Annotated in this window: 15 protein-coding genes; 5 read left to right on the top strand and 10 right to left on the bottom strand. The window is 47.3% G+C overall.

The features are described 5' to 3' along the window. Window positions 1–88 precede the first annotated feature (88 nt). Window positions 89–1,012 (bottom strand): alpha/beta hydrolase, encoded by a 924-nt coding sequence (locus DWZ40_RS07975; RefSeq protein WP_118531642.1) that lies wholly within the window; start codon window positions 1,010–1,012, stop codon window positions 89–91. A gap of 26 nt (window positions 1,013–1,038) precedes the next feature. Beyond that, entirely contained in the window at window positions 1,039–2,382 is a 1,344-nt protein-coding gene (locus DWZ40_RS07970; protein ID WP_118542437.1) for an SLC13 family permease, read from the bottom strand. Between the two features lie 195 nt (window positions 2,383–2,577). On the opposite strand from DWZ40_RS07970, the gene DWZ40_RS07965 reads away from it, so the two are divergent. Continuing rightward, window positions 2,578–3,561: a LysR family transcriptional regulator gene (locus DWZ40_RS07965; RefSeq protein ID WP_118542435.1), complete on the top strand. Its 984-nt coding sequence runs from the start codon at window positions 2,578–2,580 to the stop codon at window positions 3,559–3,561. Beyond that, the gene (locus tag DWZ40_RS07960) at window positions 3,558–4,457 is read left to right on the top strand and encodes a LysR family transcriptional regulator (RefSeq protein ID WP_118542433.1); all 900 of its coding nucleotides are present in this window, start codon (window positions 3,558–3,560) and stop codon (window positions 4,455–4,457) included. Before DWZ40_RS07965 ends, DWZ40_RS07960 begins: the two co-directional genes overlap by 4 nt. Window positions 4,458–4,469: 12 nt before the next feature. Here the strand turns inward: DWZ40_RS07960 and DWZ40_RS07955 are convergent, their stop codons facing one another. Beyond that, window positions 4,470–5,771 carry a hypothetical protein gene (locus tag DWZ40_RS07955; protein WP_118542431.1) on the bottom strand — a complete coding sequence of 434 codons (1,302 nt, stop codon included), beginning with the start codon at window positions 5,769–5,771 and terminating at the stop codon, window positions 4,470–4,472. Between the two features lie 168 nt (window positions 5,772–5,939). Here DWZ40_RS07955 and DWZ40_RS07950 point away from each other — a divergent pair, with 168 nt between their 5' ends. Further along, window positions 5,940–6,839 carry a LysR family transcriptional regulator gene (locus DWZ40_RS07950; protein WP_118542429.1) on the top strand — a complete coding sequence of 300 codons (900 nt, stop codon included), beginning with the start codon at window positions 5,940–5,942 and terminating at the stop codon, window positions 6,837–6,839. Window positions 6,840–6,886: 47 nt separating this feature from the next. Here DWZ40_RS07950 and DWZ40_RS07945 read toward each other — a convergent pair whose 3' ends face one another. The 7 genes from DWZ40_RS07945 to DWZ40_RS19255 form a co-directional block, all read right to left on the bottom strand. Then, the gene (locus tag DWZ40_RS07945; RefSeq protein ID WP_347560062.1) at window positions 6,887–8,182 is read right to left on the bottom strand and encodes a lactate racemase domain-containing protein; all 1,296 of its coding nucleotides are present in this window, start codon (window positions 8,180–8,182) and stop codon (window positions 6,887–6,889) included. Window positions 8,183–8,244: 62 nt separating this feature from the next. Then, on the bottom strand, window positions 8,245–9,309 hold the full coding sequence (locus DWZ40_RS07940; RefSeq protein WP_118542425.1) for a tripartite tricarboxylate transporter substrate-binding protein: 1,065 nt from the start codon (window positions 9,307–9,309) through the stop codon (window positions 8,245–8,247). A gap of 125 nt (window positions 9,310–9,434) precedes the next feature. After that, window positions 9,435–10,940: a tripartite tricarboxylate transporter permease gene (locus DWZ40_RS07935; RefSeq protein ID WP_118542423.1), complete on the bottom strand. Its 1,506-nt coding sequence runs from the start codon at window positions 10,938–10,940 to the stop codon at window positions 9,435–9,437. A 15-nt stretch (window positions 10,941–10,955) separates the two neighbouring features. Next, on the bottom strand, window positions 10,956–11,453 hold the full coding sequence (locus tag DWZ40_RS07930) for a tripartite tricarboxylate transporter TctB family protein (RefSeq protein ID WP_118542421.1): 498 nt from the start codon (window positions 11,451–11,453) through the stop codon (window positions 10,956–10,958). A gap of 124 nt (window positions 11,454–11,577) precedes the next feature. After that, the gene (locus DWZ40_RS07925; RefSeq protein WP_118542419.1) at window positions 11,578–12,924 is read right to left on the bottom strand and encodes an enolase C-terminal domain-like protein; all 1,347 of its coding nucleotides are present in this window, start codon (window positions 12,922–12,924) and stop codon (window positions 11,578–11,580) included. A 526-nt stretch (window positions 12,925–13,450) separates the two neighbouring features. Beyond that, entirely contained in the window at window positions 13,451–14,767 is a 1,317-nt protein-coding gene (locus tag DWZ40_RS07920; RefSeq protein WP_118542417.1) for a lactate racemase domain-containing protein, read from the bottom strand. 19 nt (window positions 14,768–14,786) lie between these two features. Continuing rightward, entirely contained in the window at window positions 14,787–14,999 is a 213-nt protein-coding gene (locus tag DWZ40_RS19255) for a hypothetical protein (protein ID WP_207664496.1), read from the bottom strand. Between the two features lie 107 nt (window positions 15,000–15,106). Between DWZ40_RS19255 and DWZ40_RS07915 the strand changes: the two genes are divergently transcribed. Next, a complete protein-coding gene (locus tag DWZ40_RS07915; RefSeq protein WP_118542415.1) occupies window positions 15,107–16,036 on the top strand; it encodes a LysR family transcriptional regulator in 930 nt (309 codons plus the stop codon). A gap of 87 nt (window positions 16,037–16,123) precedes the next feature. Continuing rightward, window positions 16,124–17,065, top strand: coding sequence for a LysR family transcriptional regulator (locus tag DWZ40_RS07910; RefSeq protein ID WP_118542413.1), 942 nt, complete (start codon window positions 16,124–16,126; stop codon window positions 17,063–17,065). Window positions 17,066–17,091 lie beyond the last annotated feature (26 nt).

Genomic DNA, 17,091 nt, shown 5'->3' with positions numbered 1-17,091 from the left:
GCTGCCGCCCAGCAAAAAATATTTGCTAGTGCGACAGCCCCATTTTATAAGTTTCTGGTATAACGTGTGGGGTTGTTAATTAACGAACTTACTTTAAATACTTATCAAAGAATGCAATCTGCAATTCCTTCGTGGCATCCTGGAAAAACTCTCTCGTTCCATGACCTGCGCCCGGAATCACATAGTAATCCACTTTATCTTCCATACCGGCAGCCACAATCTTCTGATAAAGCGTCTCACTGCTGATCTCTACCGGAACAAGTGGGTCATTATCACCATGAAGGATCTGAATCGGGCACATATCCTGATTTACCATATTGACCGGACTTGCTTTCGCACCGCGCTCCTTCATCGTTGCCGGATCTCCTCCCAACAGACATCCTCCATGGGTTTCCTCAACACTGTGCCAGCGTGCAGACGGATTTGAAAACTGCTTTTCTTCATTTTCCATCAACGCCTTGATATCAACCGGTCCGAACATATCACAGCATGCCTGAACCTTAGAGGAATAGCCGCTCCATTCCTCACTGTCAAAACCATCCTGATTCATAGCTGCTGCTGCTGACAAATGTGCACCTGCCGAACGGCCAAAGATACCGATCTTCTCCGGATTGATCTCGAACTCCGCTGCATGAGCACGCAGAAAACGGATTGCCGTTTTCACATCGATCAGCTGATCCGGATAATGCCCCTGAGCACTGCTGCGGTAATAGATCGAAGCAACCACATATCCGGCATTTGCAAATTCTGTCATCTCCCCCAGCATCATATTCTTGTCTGTGCCTTTCCAGCCGCCGCCCGGTACCCATACCAGTGCCGGCTTCGGACTGTGATCCTCCTTCGGATCATCTTCCCCCATTGCAGCACGCATCTCACTGTTTCCATTCTGGAGCAGAACCGAAAGCTTCAGCTCCAGCGGATCCCCGTTTAAATCTTTTACCGTGGAATACACTACATTATCGACCAGAGTCAGTGTTTTTTTCTTTGTCCCCGGATTAAATATTGTTTTCATGACTTTTATCTCCTTATTTCCCTCTCTTAACCGTAAATCGGGAAGAAAATATTAATGCCGATGATCAGTGCGATCAAGGTAAGAATCAGAAGCGGTAAGGTAAACTTAAGCGTCTTCAGCGGATTCTGATTACCGATACCAAATGCCATCATCGTGCCGGAGCAGCCGGTCGGCATTACAAATGCCAGCCATGCAGATACACAGCAGCAAAGCACGACTGCTTTCACATTCATGCCGCCTGCCAGCGCGGTAGAAGCTGCGATCGGACTCATCAGCGCCATGGTACCCATGTTAGACATAAAGTTTGTCATCAGTGCACATGCCACACAGAAGACAATACTTACAAACAATCCGCTCGGATGTCCACCCAGGATATTTAAAACCGTCTGTCCGATCAGTTCACCGACACCGGTCTTGGAAAGTGCGGTTGAAACTACACTCATTCCTGCCACCATCCATACCATATCACAGGTAAGGGTCTTCATCACTTCCGGAATCTCCAGAACCTTAAACACGATCAGAACCAGAAGGCCTGCTGCCGGAATCACGTTGGTAATATCACTTCCAAGCTGCTTGGTAAACATAAAGCCCAGCATGATTGCTGCAAATACACCAAAAATAAAATATTCATCTTTTCTGGAGATCGGCGCTGCATCCTTAACATCCTTCACCTGGGACTTATCAATCGTTCCGTTCGGAATCAGCTTATAGAAGATCAGGCAATAAATGACGCCCACGATCAGCGGAAGGATTCCAGCCTTGCAGAAATCAGCAATTCCCAGATAATCCTCCGGACCAACAAGTCCCTGATAGTAAGAAGTGATCGTGCCTGGCATCGTAGCACCCATGCCGATCGGGAATTTGGAAGTTGCCAGACAGTTTACCGTTGCAACTAAAAACAGCAGTCTGGACGGGGAATACTCACTGTCATCATCAAAGGTCTGGATAAACAGAAGCATAACGGAAATACATGCGACCTGTCCCATCAGCTGAGACAAAAGAATTGTCATGCCACATAAACCAAGAACCAGCATAGCTCCGCTTTTTCCCTGAAGCTTGCCCATCACACCTCTGAGACGGTGGATCAGGCTTGTCTTGCCAAGGGCAGTCGCAACTACGATCATTGGTGCGATCATCAATGTAGTACTGCTGGAAAGGCCGGAAAAGGCCGTCTTTAAATCTAACACTCCGGTAAATACAAAAAGGACACAGCAGATCATTCCTGTGACACCATATGGAAGCACATGGGTCAGGAGCATTACTACCATAAATACCAGGATGCATAATGCCATTATCATCTGTACATTCATCTCAATTTCTCCCTCATTACATTTTTTGATAAAAAAGTCTGGACTTTCGGTACTGTTCATGATAATCGGCCTACCAGTACACACCTGAAGCTTTTCTATCTTTCTTGTTTATGGTGAAATTGTATCATTTTGCCATAGAATGTACAATCCATGTTTCGCTATATATACTATTACAAAAAACTATATATCATTGATATTCTTCAACAGATATATTATACTCATTCTATAGGATATCCATAAAAGGAGGATTCTCCAGTGCAGATCAAAAATATGTCTTACATCATAGCGCTAGCAGAAGCCGGCACCCTTTCCGCTGCCGGAAAACAGCTTGGCATCTCTCAGCCAACTCTAAGTGTTTTTCTGTCTAATCTTGAACAGGAACTGGGCATCGACCTTTTCCTTCGCGATAAAAAAAAGCTGATCCCGACTCCGGCAGGGCGGATTTATCTGGAAGCAGCCAGACGCATTCTTGCCACACAGGAGCAGACGCTTCAGTCCATCCGTCAGCTCACGACTGCTCCGCCCATAGAGATTCGTATCGGTGTCACCCCACTGCGAGGTTCTGAGGTGGCCTCCAAGATCTTCGCCCGTTTCTCTGCCAGGTACCCGAATATCCGTCTGCGGCTTCAGGAGGGCTACATGCAGGAACTGCGCAATATGGTACAAAATGGAATGGCTTCCTGCTCTCTCGGCACCTGCTTTGACACGGAATCGGCAGATTTTGACTATATCACCCTCTTTCGGGAAGAGGTCATTGTCGCTGTCCCGGCCTTCCATCCGCTGGCGCACCGCCCCAAAAACACCTCCATGGAATTTCCGCAGGTTTCACCAGAGGAGCTGTCCGACTCTCCCTTTATCCTTATGAGTCCGGGCAGTAGCATCCGGACCATCTCGGACTATATATTCCATCAGGCCGGTTTTTCTCCTACCGTGGTATTTGAAAGCGGTAACAACCTTGTCATACGCAACATGGTCCGAAATGGCTCCGGCATTGGTTTTCAACCACGTTCTACCGCACTCATGGATGATCCGGATATCGCCTACCTCTCCCTTGCCCCGCGTTACTATCTGAATCTGTGCGTAGTGACAAAAAAAGGAACAGTATTATCAGAAAGTGAACGGTATTTTATCTACCTGATGATACAAAATGACTTTCATGTTCCCTACTATACTCCGGATTTTAACGAAGCCGCACGGAATATCTGGGATGAATTTCACACAGAAGGAGGTTCCTTATGACCTTTCAGACACTGGATTATATCATTGCGATTGCCGAAGAGAAATCCATCTCAAAGGCTGCAGACCGTCTGCTCCTCTCTCAGCCTGCGCTGAGCCGACAGTTGAAACGGGTCGAAGAAAGCCTCGACACAAAGCTCTTTGCACGTGAACAAAACGAAATGCACCTGACTGATGCCGGAAAAATATATGTAAACGGTGCTCGCTCCATCCAGAACATTTATGAGCGCGCACTGAATGATATCCGAAAGCTCTCCCAGTCCGGCAGACATCAGATCACCTTTATCTACAATAACATTCTGCTGCCAGATTTTTCCACAAAGATTCTGCCGGATTTCCGCAAGCTGCACCCGGATATTGTACTCAGCACCATCAACGGAAACGCATCTGCTGCAAAGGATTATCTCTCCAACGGCATGGCCGATCTTGCTGTCGTTGCGACTGGGGAAGCCGGTCACAGTATGCTGGAATTTCTTCCTCTGCGCGAAGAAGAGCTGATGCTTGCCATTCCGGAAAACCATTCGGTTATTCCTGATTTTGAACAACATGGTGCTGATTTATCCATGCTTTCCGGAGAATCCTTTATCCTGAACCAGCACAACAGCTTCTTTCACAGCCTTGAACAAAACATTCTGGCCGGGCTTTCTTTTCTGCCGGACATTCTGTGCGAGATCAGTGATATCAACGCATCCGGAAACATGGTTGCAAACGGAAAAGGCATTGCCTTTCTCCCGCGTTCTGCGGGTGGGCAGCTCCATGGCTGCAGGCTCTTTTCTCTCAAGCCACAGGTTACCTTTCAAATTGCCATTGCTTATCCCAAAAGCAATGCTTTAACAAGGCCGGTACGTGATCTGATCCTGCTGCTTTTAAAAAGTGCAGAGACATCTCAGGCATTCTAATGCCCACTTCTTTTAAGCCCGGCGTGGAAGACGAACCAGAGTACCGTCTGCAGTAAACTCTATTGGATGGAATTCCCCCACCTGTTCCATATATGGATACTGTTCCCGGTTGTTCTTCCACTCCTCATAGAGAGACCGTGAAATCATGATACGACTGATATCCAGCGTATTCTGGATCCAGATCAGCTTTACACAGTTATAATCGATACCGGTACAGCAGTGAATTGCCGTCTGAATCGCCGTGTAGTCATTGTCTGTAACCAATGGCATTTTACAAGAGCCAAGAACCCGGGATGTCAGGTTATTCGGATAAGTTGCCATAAAATCAATATGCTCGGCATACCGCTTGGTGATGATATCCGCCAGGCCCATGCCGCATGCATTGCCATGGGTTTCTTCCGTGAGATCCAGGACACAGATCGTCTGCTGGTGCTTGTCATGGGGGATTCCATCATGTGTGTAGCGGGATATAATCATCGTATCCATTCCTGCTCCACTGATATTCTTGCCCATTTCTTCAACCAGAAGGACATCATACTTTGTAAAATAAATCTGTGGAAAATTCTCATAGGCAATCTTCAGAAGTTCCACCTCACGCTCCAGAATATGTTCCGTAGTCATGGCTTCGACCAGGGCCGTTTCGTCATATGCATTCTCCACCGTTCCAATACCGCCAATGATATTTCCATGTTCAAACAGATAGCACGCAACTTCCTGAACGGTCTTTGACATATTTTCAATGCCAAGCCTGTGATAAGCAGCGGCTCCTTTTTGCTTTCCAAGTCCTACAGCCGCCATTTTGCATACACCACTTTCCACCTTTCCGCTAAACGAAGGGTGCGGTTTAATTCGGTTGATCAGGATGACTCCATCGGCCTGATGCGCATAATGATCTTCGTAAACCGGAATCTGGGAGACCTCCGTAACACCAATCAGATCTGTCTCCATACTGGAACATATCGGACATCCACAGTAGCTTTCTGTAATGCCAAGAGAAGCCAGGATTTCCGTCTGCCCCTCTGCTACAGCTCCACCATGGCTTCCCATGGCCGGTATGATAAATGGGTTACCGCCTTTTGCCTTTACATAAGCAGCTGCCTCTTTTAGAATTAAAGCAATATTGGCAATGCCACGGCTTCCTCCCGTCAAAGCAATACTGTCTCCTGGCCTGATCTGCGCGCCTACTCCGGAGATGTCCAGCTGTTTATGAACTTCTCCAGCAATATCCTTTAATACCGGCCGTGGGTAACTCTGTTTCATTTCAATCATTTCCGGAAGACGAACATCTGCAACTAAATCTGCTAATTTACTCATAATAACCCTCCTGCTGATTCCAGATGAAATGTGAAAGATACTTGAATTTATAAAGATTCTCATCTATACTTTTAAAAGAAGTATATAAGATACACAGGAAAAAGTCTAATTGCCAAATTTGATGGAATTGATTACTTTTTCCTATTAACACCAAAGAAGGAGATTTTTTTGGACACCAAACAGATTGAGTATATTCTCGCAATTGCCAGGGAAAAAAATATGACCAGGGCTGCCCAGACACTCTATATTTCACAGCCGACCCTTAGCCAGGCACTGGCAAAACTGGAGCAGGAGATTGGACAGCCATTATTTCAGCGTGAACATTCAGAAATGCTACCAACCCAGGCCGGACTAGATTATATCTATACCGCAAAACAGGTGTTAGAATTAAAGCACAGGCTTTATCAAAAAATACAGATAAACTCCGGCCAGCGGCACTTGGAAATCGGTGTTTCCTCCCATTGGGCTGCTTCCATGATCACCCGCGTGATTGTAGATATGAAACATCAGAACATCCCTTATTTTTCTCTCCATATCATAGACGAAAGTCCGATCAATCTGTTAAAAAAGGTATGGGACAAACAGCTGGATATATCTATCATCACAACACAGCATCCAGGACAATATCCGAATTCAGAGATTCTATATCGAGAAGAGATTCTTCTGGCCGTTCCAGACTGCATACTACAGGAAACAGCTATAGGCCAGGAGATAAACTCAAAAAACGTCTGTGCCTTTCTGCAAAGCAAAGTTCTTCCGTTTGTCCTGGCCGATCACGGAACTGCATTGAGAACATCTGTGGATGAATTTCTTCTTTCCATAGAAGTTATCCCGGACATTGTATGCGAAATCCGGGATATGGCTGATGCCCTTCAGATGACAGCTGAAGGGCTTGGTCTCACCTTTACCCCAGAATCTCGAATGGATCTCATTCTTCCTGTGCAGTACATTTCTCTGATGCCAAAGCTGTACCGTTATCAGACCGCTGTAACACAGGGGAACACCGGATACCAAGATACGGTATGCCAGGAATTTCTCAGATATTTAAAAGATGCCATTCAGGCATAAGAAAAAGAGCTGCAGCAGCAGCTCTTTTTCTTATGCCTTATGATCACCTAAAAAATCTGTCCCAGATCTCTTAAATTTCCATCTTCGTCAAAATCCATTTCCTGCGGCTCACTCTCGATGGTGAAATCTGGATTGTTCTTCACTTCGTCGTAGTATGCCTCCGATAAGAGAATGTGCTCTACCTTCAGGCTGTTCGCGATCCGGACAATGCGGATCTTGTCGTGGTCGACATCGGTGCAGGTACGCACACAGACCTGAATGGCTTCCTTATCGTTTTTCATGACAAGCGGAATACGCGCATTCTCGATCACGGTGGAAGTGATCAGATTCGGATACGTCAGTTCAAAATCCATCTTGTCGAAGAAGCGGCGGGTTGTGGCATGCGCCATTCCAATGCCGACTCCGGAATGATGGCTCTCTTTGCTCAGATCCAGAACTGCAACGCGCTGGGACTTTAAGCCACCGGAAGCATACGGGGTAACAAAGGTTCCGGTGATGTTCGGATCCATGCCGCTGCCGCTGAAGTTTTTGCCGATCACGTCGCATACCAGGACATCACACTCCGGTACGCAGATCCTCGGCAGCAGGGATTTGGAAATTTCCTGCAGCTTCGGCTCTTCTTCCTCGATCTCGTCGTGGTTTAAGGCAACGATCCGCTCGGTTTCATCGTAAGCGTTTTCCAGAACTGCAACTGCAAATAAGATATTTGCATGTTTTAAGATTGCGCGGCCAAACATTGGCACATATTTTGCCATATATTTGAAGCCGGCTGCATGGCAGACCGATGCTCCTGCCTGTTTTCCAAGACCTATGGTCATCATCTTCATGATACCGCTCTCATAAGGTCCTCGAAAACACGTATGAGGTTTTATCCTGCAATTGATGATAATTCCGTCTGCTTCTGCGGAATCACGGCCAATGAGAACGTCCATCCCCTCTTCGTTGACACCAATCTTTACCACTTCCATGCTGGTCTTGATCGGACAGCCCATGGTTTCCTCGGTCACACCGAACTGACGAAGAACTTCTCTCTGACCTTCACTGGTGGCGCCGCCGTGGCTGCCCATTGCAGCCACGATAAACGGCTCGGCACCTTTGCTTTTTACAAAATCAACGATTGCTTTTGTGATCACCACGACATTCGCGATCTGGCGACTGCCAACAGTGATCGCAATACGCATTCCAGGCTGGATCTGAGAGGCAAACTTTTCCTCAGAAAGCATCGTCTCAATCCGATTTGGAATCGTCTCCGGTTCTACCCTGTGTGTCGAAAAATTCTGTTTCACACGGAACATACGCGGTAATTTAACATCCTTCATCAGATTCGAAACAACACTCTCCATTTTCATTTCCTCCATTTCCAGCCTGAATGCCTGATTTTGTATTAAATTTTACTTAAAATCAATTACTTTAAGGTATCTGCGATAGCCTTGATTGCGTTGTAGGTCTCGGTATCATTCTTAAACGCATCCTCATGATTTAAGTAGTACGGAATAACATCCATGTCAGTCAGAGCCTTACTTACAGTCTCATCATCCAGAAGATCTTTGCACAGATCATCAAAGTAGGTGATTACTTCGTCCGGAGTCTCCTTCGGGAAGTAGAAAGAGTAGTCAGTATCCGGGAATGCCAGGTCAATACCCTGATCAGCGAAGGTCTTAACGCCTGCATTCTCAAGCATATCGTATTTCTGATCGGTCGGAGCGCCTAAGCATACAAACTGACCAGCAGTTACATAGTCTTTATTCAACATCCAAGTACCCGGCATTAAGTCAACCTGACCAGACAGCATAGCTGCGATCTTATCGGAAGCAGAACCTGCATCTACCAGGTCAAGGTCAATGTCTGCTGCTTTCTCAAATGCAAGCAGCTCGTAGTAGGTGTAAGCACCAACCTCGGTACAAGCCTTTAACTGACCCGGGTTAGCTTTTGCTGCTGCGATGAACTCGTCCAGATCTTTGTATTTATCAGCATTTACATAGAACTGCTGTGCCGGGTTCTTAGCGAAGTTCGGTCCCAGCTTGAATGCCTCGAAATTGTAGTCGGTAATACCAGCGATGTTAGCAACGCTCAGCAGGCAGTGTCCGTATAATACGGTCTGACCATCTGCTGCAGAGTTCATAACCTGGTTAGCAGCTACAGAACCTGATGCACCACTTGCGTTTACAACAACGAAATCAACGCCGGTTTTCTCTTTTGCATACTGAGCGAAAATACGAGCGGTAAGATCGGTATCTCCGCCTGCACCAGCCGGGATCACGATGGATACAGTACCGTTCGGCTCCCAGGTAGAACCACTCTCTGCTGCTGCCTCAGTGCTCTCGCCCTCAGCTTTGCTCTCTGCTGCAGCCTCGGTCTTCTCCTCAGCTGCCGGAGCTGCAGTGGTCTCTGCCGGTTTGCTTCCGCCGCATGCTGCAAGGCTCATTGCCATGGTTCCAGCTACAACTGCTACAAAAATTTTTTTCTTCATACTTTCTCCTTCTTTCCGGGCATTTTGGCTGCCCTGTTTTTTCCCTTATATATATCCCCGCCCGCTGCGGACGGGGCATATATCATATTAATATAGAAGCAAAATATTGTAAAGTTCAGATCTCTTTATGCTGTCTGTTTCTTTTCTTTGTAAGCCTTTAACTCCTTGGTTACGGTCCATACCAGAACACCGATAGCGATGAAGAAGAATACATCGAAGATCGGTCTTGCGAAGAATGCACTGAAGGACTTGTACTGCATGATACCACGTCTTAAGTAGGTCTCCAGCATCTCACCGATCAGGAAGCACAGTACGAACGGAGTCGTCGGCAGGCTGAACTTGTGATAAATATAACCTACCAGACCAAAGATCAGGATAGACTGTACATCAAAGATACGGTTGTTGGTTGCATATGCACCGACACAACACAGAACCAGGATCAGCGGAAGCAGGATGTGCTTCGGAACCTTCAGTACCTGTACGAAGCCCTTGATACAGGTCCACTCAACAACGAGCATGATCAGGGTACAAACGATACATGCTGCGAAAATTCCGTATACAACGTCTGCGTTCTTCACGAACAGCAGCGGACCAGCAGACAGACCGTGGATCAGGAAGCCACCTAACATCATAGCGGTAACGCCATCACCCGGGATACCAAGTACCAGAAGCGGGATCATTGCACCACCGATGGTTGCGTTGTTTGCAGACTCAGTTGCTACGATACCTTCCGGATTACCTTTACCAAACTCCTCCGGATGCTTGGACATGTTCTTTGCAGTTACGTAAGAAAGCATACCGGAAGTAGAACCGCCGATACCTGGCAGGATACCGATACCGGTACCGATCAGTGCGGAACGAAGGAAGTTCGGCAGCCAGGAAACAAACTCTTTCATGGAGAAACCAAAGCCTTTTACTTTCTTGATCGGAATGGTGTCCATCTTGCCGCCCTTCATGCTCTCAGCGGTACACAGGATATCTGCGATCGCGAAGATACCGATCAGGGTAGGAAGGGTATCAAAACCTGCCATCAGGTTTGTGTTTCCAAAGGTGAAACGCGGAGTACCATCGATCGGAGCCATACCAACTAAGGTAAACATCAGACCGAACATACCTGCAAGCAGACCGCGGATCATGTTACCGGAAGAAAGGATTGCTACCATCGTCAGTGCGAAGAAGCAGATACCAAAGTTCTCAGCCGGAGTAAATTTCAGTGCAACGTCTGCAAGGAGCGGTGCACAGAAAGTCAGGATGAGGAAAGAGAAGATGGAACCCATTGCGGAGAATACGATACCAACTCCCAGAGCTTTCATTGCCTCACCATTTTTTGCCATCGGGTGTCCATCGAAACAGGTTGCGATGGAAGATGCGGTACCAGGCATGTTCAGCAGGATTGCGGAGATCAGACCACCGGAAATACCGCCGATATAAACTGCTACCAGGGTGTTCATACCCAGGGAAGGGGTCATGCTGAAAGTTAACGGCAGCATCAGTGCTACTGCCATGGAAGCAGACAGTCCCGGGATGGAACCAAATACAATACCAATTGCTACGCCAGCGATCATCAGAAGGATGGACGCCGGATTTAAAATACTAGCGAATGCACTACCTAAAAGTCCTAATGCCTGCATATTCTTACGTCCTCCTTATAAACTGATGGTAAAGATACCAGCCGGCAGTACGATCTTGAATCCGTAACGGAACAGGAAGAATACTACCAGAGTAAAGATTACATCGATCACAACCAGACGGATGATGTGCTTTGCATCACGCTCATCGTCCGGAGACAGTACCAACATCTGCAGAAGTAAGAACACCAGGGTGGAAAGAATAAATCCAACCGGCTGCAGAACCATGACATACACCAGAACCAGAATGATACTGGAAATTACGCGCTTGTAATCGCATTCCGGAATCTCTGCGTTTTCCAGCTCTTTTGCATGCATCTTGAAGTTTTTAATGTTTAAAAATGTGAGGATTGCTGCCAGGATAAATGTGATTGCTCCAATTACCATTGGCATAAAATCCGGTCCGATATCCATAACCTGGGATTTCGGAAGCATCTGTGCCATAATCATAAGTGCAGCGGATAATACCATGAAAAATACACCTACGACAATGTCCCCATACTTTTTGAAGAACATACCTTCATCTCCTTTTCTTTTTGTTTATAGCCTACCGCCAAACCCTTTCGGGATTGAGCCAAATCTGTGGTCGACACCGCCTTCATGAGACCGTGTCGGCAATTCAATCCCGAATTCGGGATTTTTACCGTACCAGTGCCGGTTTCTTGGAATCGAACTTCCAGTTCGGGATCAAATACTGCATAGCCATAGCGTCGTCACGGTCGTGAGTCGGCAGGGAATTGTACAGCTTGTTTGCTTCCATAACGCGATCCATATTGATGGTAACACCAAGACCCGGTTTCTTCGGAACCTGCAGATATCCGTCAACAATCTGCGGAGTATCGTTTAAGAGGTTCTGACCATCCTGCCAGATCCAGTGGGTATCCAGTGCAGTCGGGTTGCCCGGTGCTGCTGCTGCTACATGAGCAAATGCAGTCAGGGTGATATCGAAGTGGTTGTTGGAGTGGCTGCCCCAGGTTAAGCCCCAGTCATTTAAGATCTGAGCCATGCGGACGCTTCCTCCGAATCCCCAGAAGTGCGGATCTGCAAGAACGATATCAACGGATTTCAGTGCTGCTGCATGATAGAACTGTCTCCAGTCGGTTGCGATCATGTTGGTAGCTACCGGAAGGTTTACCTTGTTCTTGAACTCAGCCATGATCTCACGGCTGCTGAATCCGGACTCCGGACCACAAGGATCCTCGATGTATGTAAGAACACCTTCCATCGGTTTGCACAGTTCAATTGCCTCAGCAAGACTCCATGCGCCGTTCGGGTCGATGTTGATACGTCCGTTCGGGAATGCTTTCTTCAGTGCGCGGATTGCTTCCATCTCCTCAGAGCCCTTCAGTACGCCGCCCTTTAACTTGAAGTTGCGGAAACCATACTTCTCATGAAGAACCTGAGCCTGCTCTACGATACGGTCCGGTGTCAGCATTTCCTGACGGCGAAGCTTAAACCACGGATCGGAGCTGTCGCTCTCATCCAGGTAATTTAACTCTTTCGCCTTGTTCTTGTCGCTTACGTAGAACAGATAGCCAAGGGTTTCAACCTGATCTCTCTGCTTGCCGTCGCCTAACAGCTCGCACATCGGCAGGTCTAAGTACTGGCCAAGTAAATCAAGCAGTGCACACTCGATTGCCCACTCTGCTTTTACAACGAATTTCAGCTTGCTGATATCCAGGCTCTGGATACCTTCGCCGTCATCCTCTTTTGCTCTCTTGGAAGCTTTGTGGATGCTGTCGAGGATCGCGCGGTACTTGCCGACCGGCTGTCCAACGACTAACGGGATGCAGCTCTTTAACGCGTCACAGGTGTAGTCACCACCGTGGATCTCACCGATACCGGTGTGACCTGCGCTATCCTTTAAGATTACCAGGTTTCTGGTAAAGTACGGTGCGTGCGCGCCGCTTAAGGTCATGAGCATGCTGTCATATCCGGCTACCGGAATCACCTGCATCTCTGTTACTGTAGGGGTACCTTTATTCATATTTCTTCCTCCTCTTGCCGGTGCTTAACACTTTTGTATCGCTCGAATATCAGTTTCACGCAGTTTCTTAACATTCCAAACGTAAAAAAATGTGCATCCGGACAAATCATCTTTGTTCAATCGTTATACCATATATGATAAAATGTCTCGAGGATTCTGTCCAATATTTATAAATGATTGCTACAATTATTTTTCCTAATAGCAGCTCGTAAAATAACTTATAGAAACGCACAAATGAGATTGTATCTCATTTAGTACTGTAAGTAAAATTAATAATTCTTTGAATATCCTTACATATTTTAAGTATTGAGTACGAGGTTTGCTCATCAAGTCACGAACTTTTTGCCAGATTTTTCACAGGCTCATTGCCCTTATTATATTCGAATTTCGTTGGATTTTCAATAGAAATGACGCAAAAGGGCATATAAAAAAATGTAAAATCATTTTCTTACATGCCCTTTTGAATAAGAGATTTCCTTATTATTACCTTATATTTTTATTTTTCCATTCAAACGATTTCTGATTTTTACGCCTGTTTTTTAACCGGGGTGGTTACATTTCCTTTTTCATCGAATTCCAAGGTCATTGGCTCATCCAAAGCTTCCACACCCGGATATTTTCCGTTCTTTACATCTTCATAGTAGGATTCCGAAAGCATGATCTCGCCGATGTGGAGACTGTTCGGAATGCGGACCATTCTTACATGCTCCCGGTCGATCTTGTTACAGGTCCGGATGCAGATCTGCATAGCCTCTTTATCGTTTGCGACAATGCATGGGATTCGCGCCGATGCCAGAACTGTGCTGGTAATGCAGTTCGGGTACATTTTTTCCACATCCATCTCATCGAAGATCTTGCGGGTGATGGCGGAAGCCAGTCCGCAGCCCAGTGCATTTCCGTGGGATTCCTCACTCAGATTCAGGAAACAGGTCCGCTGCACCTTGATGCCGCCGGTTGCATACGGTGTGGAGAAGGTTCCCGTGATATTCGGGTCCACGCCCGTACCACTATAGTTCTTGCCGACCTCGTCTACAACCAGTACATCCGTCTCATTCACCAGAAGCTTCGGCATGTTGCCAAACGCAAATTTCAAAAGTTCCGGTTCCCGGGTCAGGATATCCTTTGCGAGGATTGCCTCGATCTTACAGGTTTCATCATAAGCATTCTCAATACACGGGATCGCAAACAGGATCTTCGCCTTTTCCAGAACCACTTTTGCCATAGTCGGAATGTTCTTCGCGATCACATCCATGCCGTCAGAGTGCACCAGGGACGCACCTTTCTGCTTGCCCAGACCAACTGTCATCATCTTGCATGGGCCGCTCTCGTAAGGACCGCGGAATGCATTGTGCGGTTTTAAACGGCAGGAAAGGATGATGCCGTCTGCCTCATAAGCATTCTTATCCAGATAAACGGTCTTTCCGCGCTCGGAAACGCCAAGCTCTACTACTTCCATGGAAGACTTGATCGGACATCCCATCGTCTCTGGCGTGATGTTATAACCGGCGAGAATCTCCAGCTGTCCTTCTGCGGTTGCACCACCGTGGCTGCCCATAGCCGGAACGATGAATGGGTGTGCACCTTTTGATTTAACAAAATCAACCACCGCTTTGGTGATGATATCCACATTGCGGATTCCACGGCTTCCTGCCGTGATCGCAATCTCCATTCCCGGTTTGATGAGTGATGCAAACTGCTCCTGTCCCATCTGCTCGTTGATCACCGCCGGGATATTCTCCGGACGGATCACCTCACGCGGGAATGTCTGCTTTGCGTGGAACATTTTCGGGATCGGAATGTCCCGCAGTAATTCTGATACTTTTCCGCCTTCTACAATATTCATGGCTGCCTCCTGAATGTTTTTATTGCTGTTGCCTGCCTTTGTTTCTGCTGTCTGCTTTTGTTTCTGTTACCTGCTTCTGTTTCCTGCTTCTGTTTCCTGCTTCTGTCTCTGTTTCCTGCTGTTTTGTTTTTTGCAATTTCTTCCTTAAAATAATAGTAGCAAGTTTCCATGCAAAAGTAAATTTAAACTTTTTTGTGTTTTCTTTAGTTTTTCTAAATGTTATACTAAACACAGGATACACAACGCAGAGCATGACAGACACACGGAAAATGTCCCGGTTCTGCACAGCACAAACCATACAATCCAACTATTTTCACGAACCAGGAGAACCTATTATTTATGAATTTAAAAGAAATCGAATACATCGTCACAATTGCAGACGAACAGAAACTGTCCCGCGCTGCACAGAAACTCTTCGTCACACCCTCGGCGCTCACCCAGCAGGTCAGCAATCTGGAACAGCAGATCGGACTTCCGCTCTTTTACCGTTCCCGAAGTGGCTGGACACCGACCGAAGCCGGGCTTGTCTATCTGCAGTCCGCACGCGAGATTCTGCAGATCCGGCGCGAGACTGACCGCAAACTCCAGGACCTCGCCGATGCACGCAAAGGTTCCCTCACTATCGGAGTCACCTCCGAGCACGGAACTTCCACCTTCACCCATATTTATCCGGACTTTCACAAGCGCTATCCGGAAGTGACCATCAATATCTACGAAAGTAATGTCCGAAGCCAGCAGCAAATGCTTGCTTCCGGCGAACTGGATCTTGGCATTTTAACGTTATCCGAACAGCAGCAGACTGAAGATATCTATATCCCGCTGGCAAAAGAAGAGCTTCTTTTCGCCATTCCGGACATCCACCCGGCATGCAGCACTGCCACGCATTCCGATCGCAGCCGCTATCCCGAGCTGGATCCGGTCCATGTCCGCCATGAACCGTTTGCCATGATGTACAAGCAATCCACCATGTACGAAGTCATCAGCCGGACGTTCCAGGAATATGACTTTCACCCGGATACCCTCTTTTATGCCCAGCGTTCTGCCACTGCCCTGGAAATGGTCTCCGCCGGCATCTGCTGCAGCGTTGTTCCCGCTTTTTTTGCGATCGGTGCCCACCCAACGCATTTCGAACATGTGGCATTTTTTTCCTTTCCTTCCCATCCTTCCCTGACCATCAATGCAAGCTATAAAAAAGGAAGCTACCTCACCGATGCAGCACAATATTTTATAAAACTTGCCCGGGAATACTGGGGGCGCCTGCCTCTGTAGAATTTACTTTTTTTCGCATTTTTGCTATAATGATACAATACTTACGATTACTGACCGATTTACTCACGCACTTACGGAGGTACTCTTTTGGACGTAAAATATCTTAACTATATTCTGGCGATCGCCAACCGGCACAACATGACCAAGGCAGCAGAGGACTTATTCGTCTCCCAGTCTTCCTTAAGCCAGTATCTTTCCAGACTGGAGCAGGAACTCGGCACACCTCTCTTTGTCCGCTCGAAGGGCGAACTAAGCCTGACCCCCGCTGGAGTCCTATATGTAGAAGCTGCAAAAAAAGTAGTCAAGATCCAGAAAGAACTCTACCAGAACATTGCCGCCTTAAATCACAAAGGCCGCATCCGGGTCGGCGTCACCTCGAACTGGGGACTGCGCATGCTGGCTGAGATCATCCCGCTGTTTAGGGAACAGTACCCGGGGATCATCATAGAGATCACGGAAACCAATCTGCCAAGCTTCAAAAAGTTCCTGGCAGAGGGCACTCTGGATGTCGGACTTGCCGCTGACGTAAGCACAGTCCCATTTGGCAGCCTGGTACAGATACTCCGGGAAGAAGAAGTTTTTCTTGCCGTCTCCATGTTCCACCCTTACGCACTGTCACATCCGTCCGGCTCTCCCATCACTGCAGAAGAAGTAAAGGCAAACTTTGCAAACGACAGTCTCTTGTTATCCAAAAAAGGCTCTTCCCTGCGGATGCTCGGAGAACAGTTCTTTGAATCCTGCGGTTTTGAGCCCGTTGCCGTGTGCGAGACCAACAATATTTCCGCCACCCGGAGCATGGTTGCCCAGAATGCCGGCATCGCATTCATCTCCGAGTCATGCTCTGTCAACCGCAACAACATCGCCTACTACCCGCTCTCACCGGCCATAAAACGCTTAAACCTTGTCGTGCGCCAGAAAGACTGGGTGCTCAACGAGCCGGAGCAAGCTTTTATGGATCTCATCCTCAACTATTTCAAAAATAATACGGAACAGCCGTATCTTGCGGAGAAATATTCGATTTCACTATAAACAATATTGCACGATAACGAACGAGG

It is taken from the genome of Clostridium sp. AF32-12BH (genome assembly GCF_003477935.1).
In the GTDB taxonomy this organism is placed as follows: domain Bacteria; phylum Bacillota; class Clostridia; order Lachnospirales; family Lachnospiraceae; genus Brotaphodocola.
This window is presented reverse-complemented; position numbering and strand designations above follow the sequence as displayed.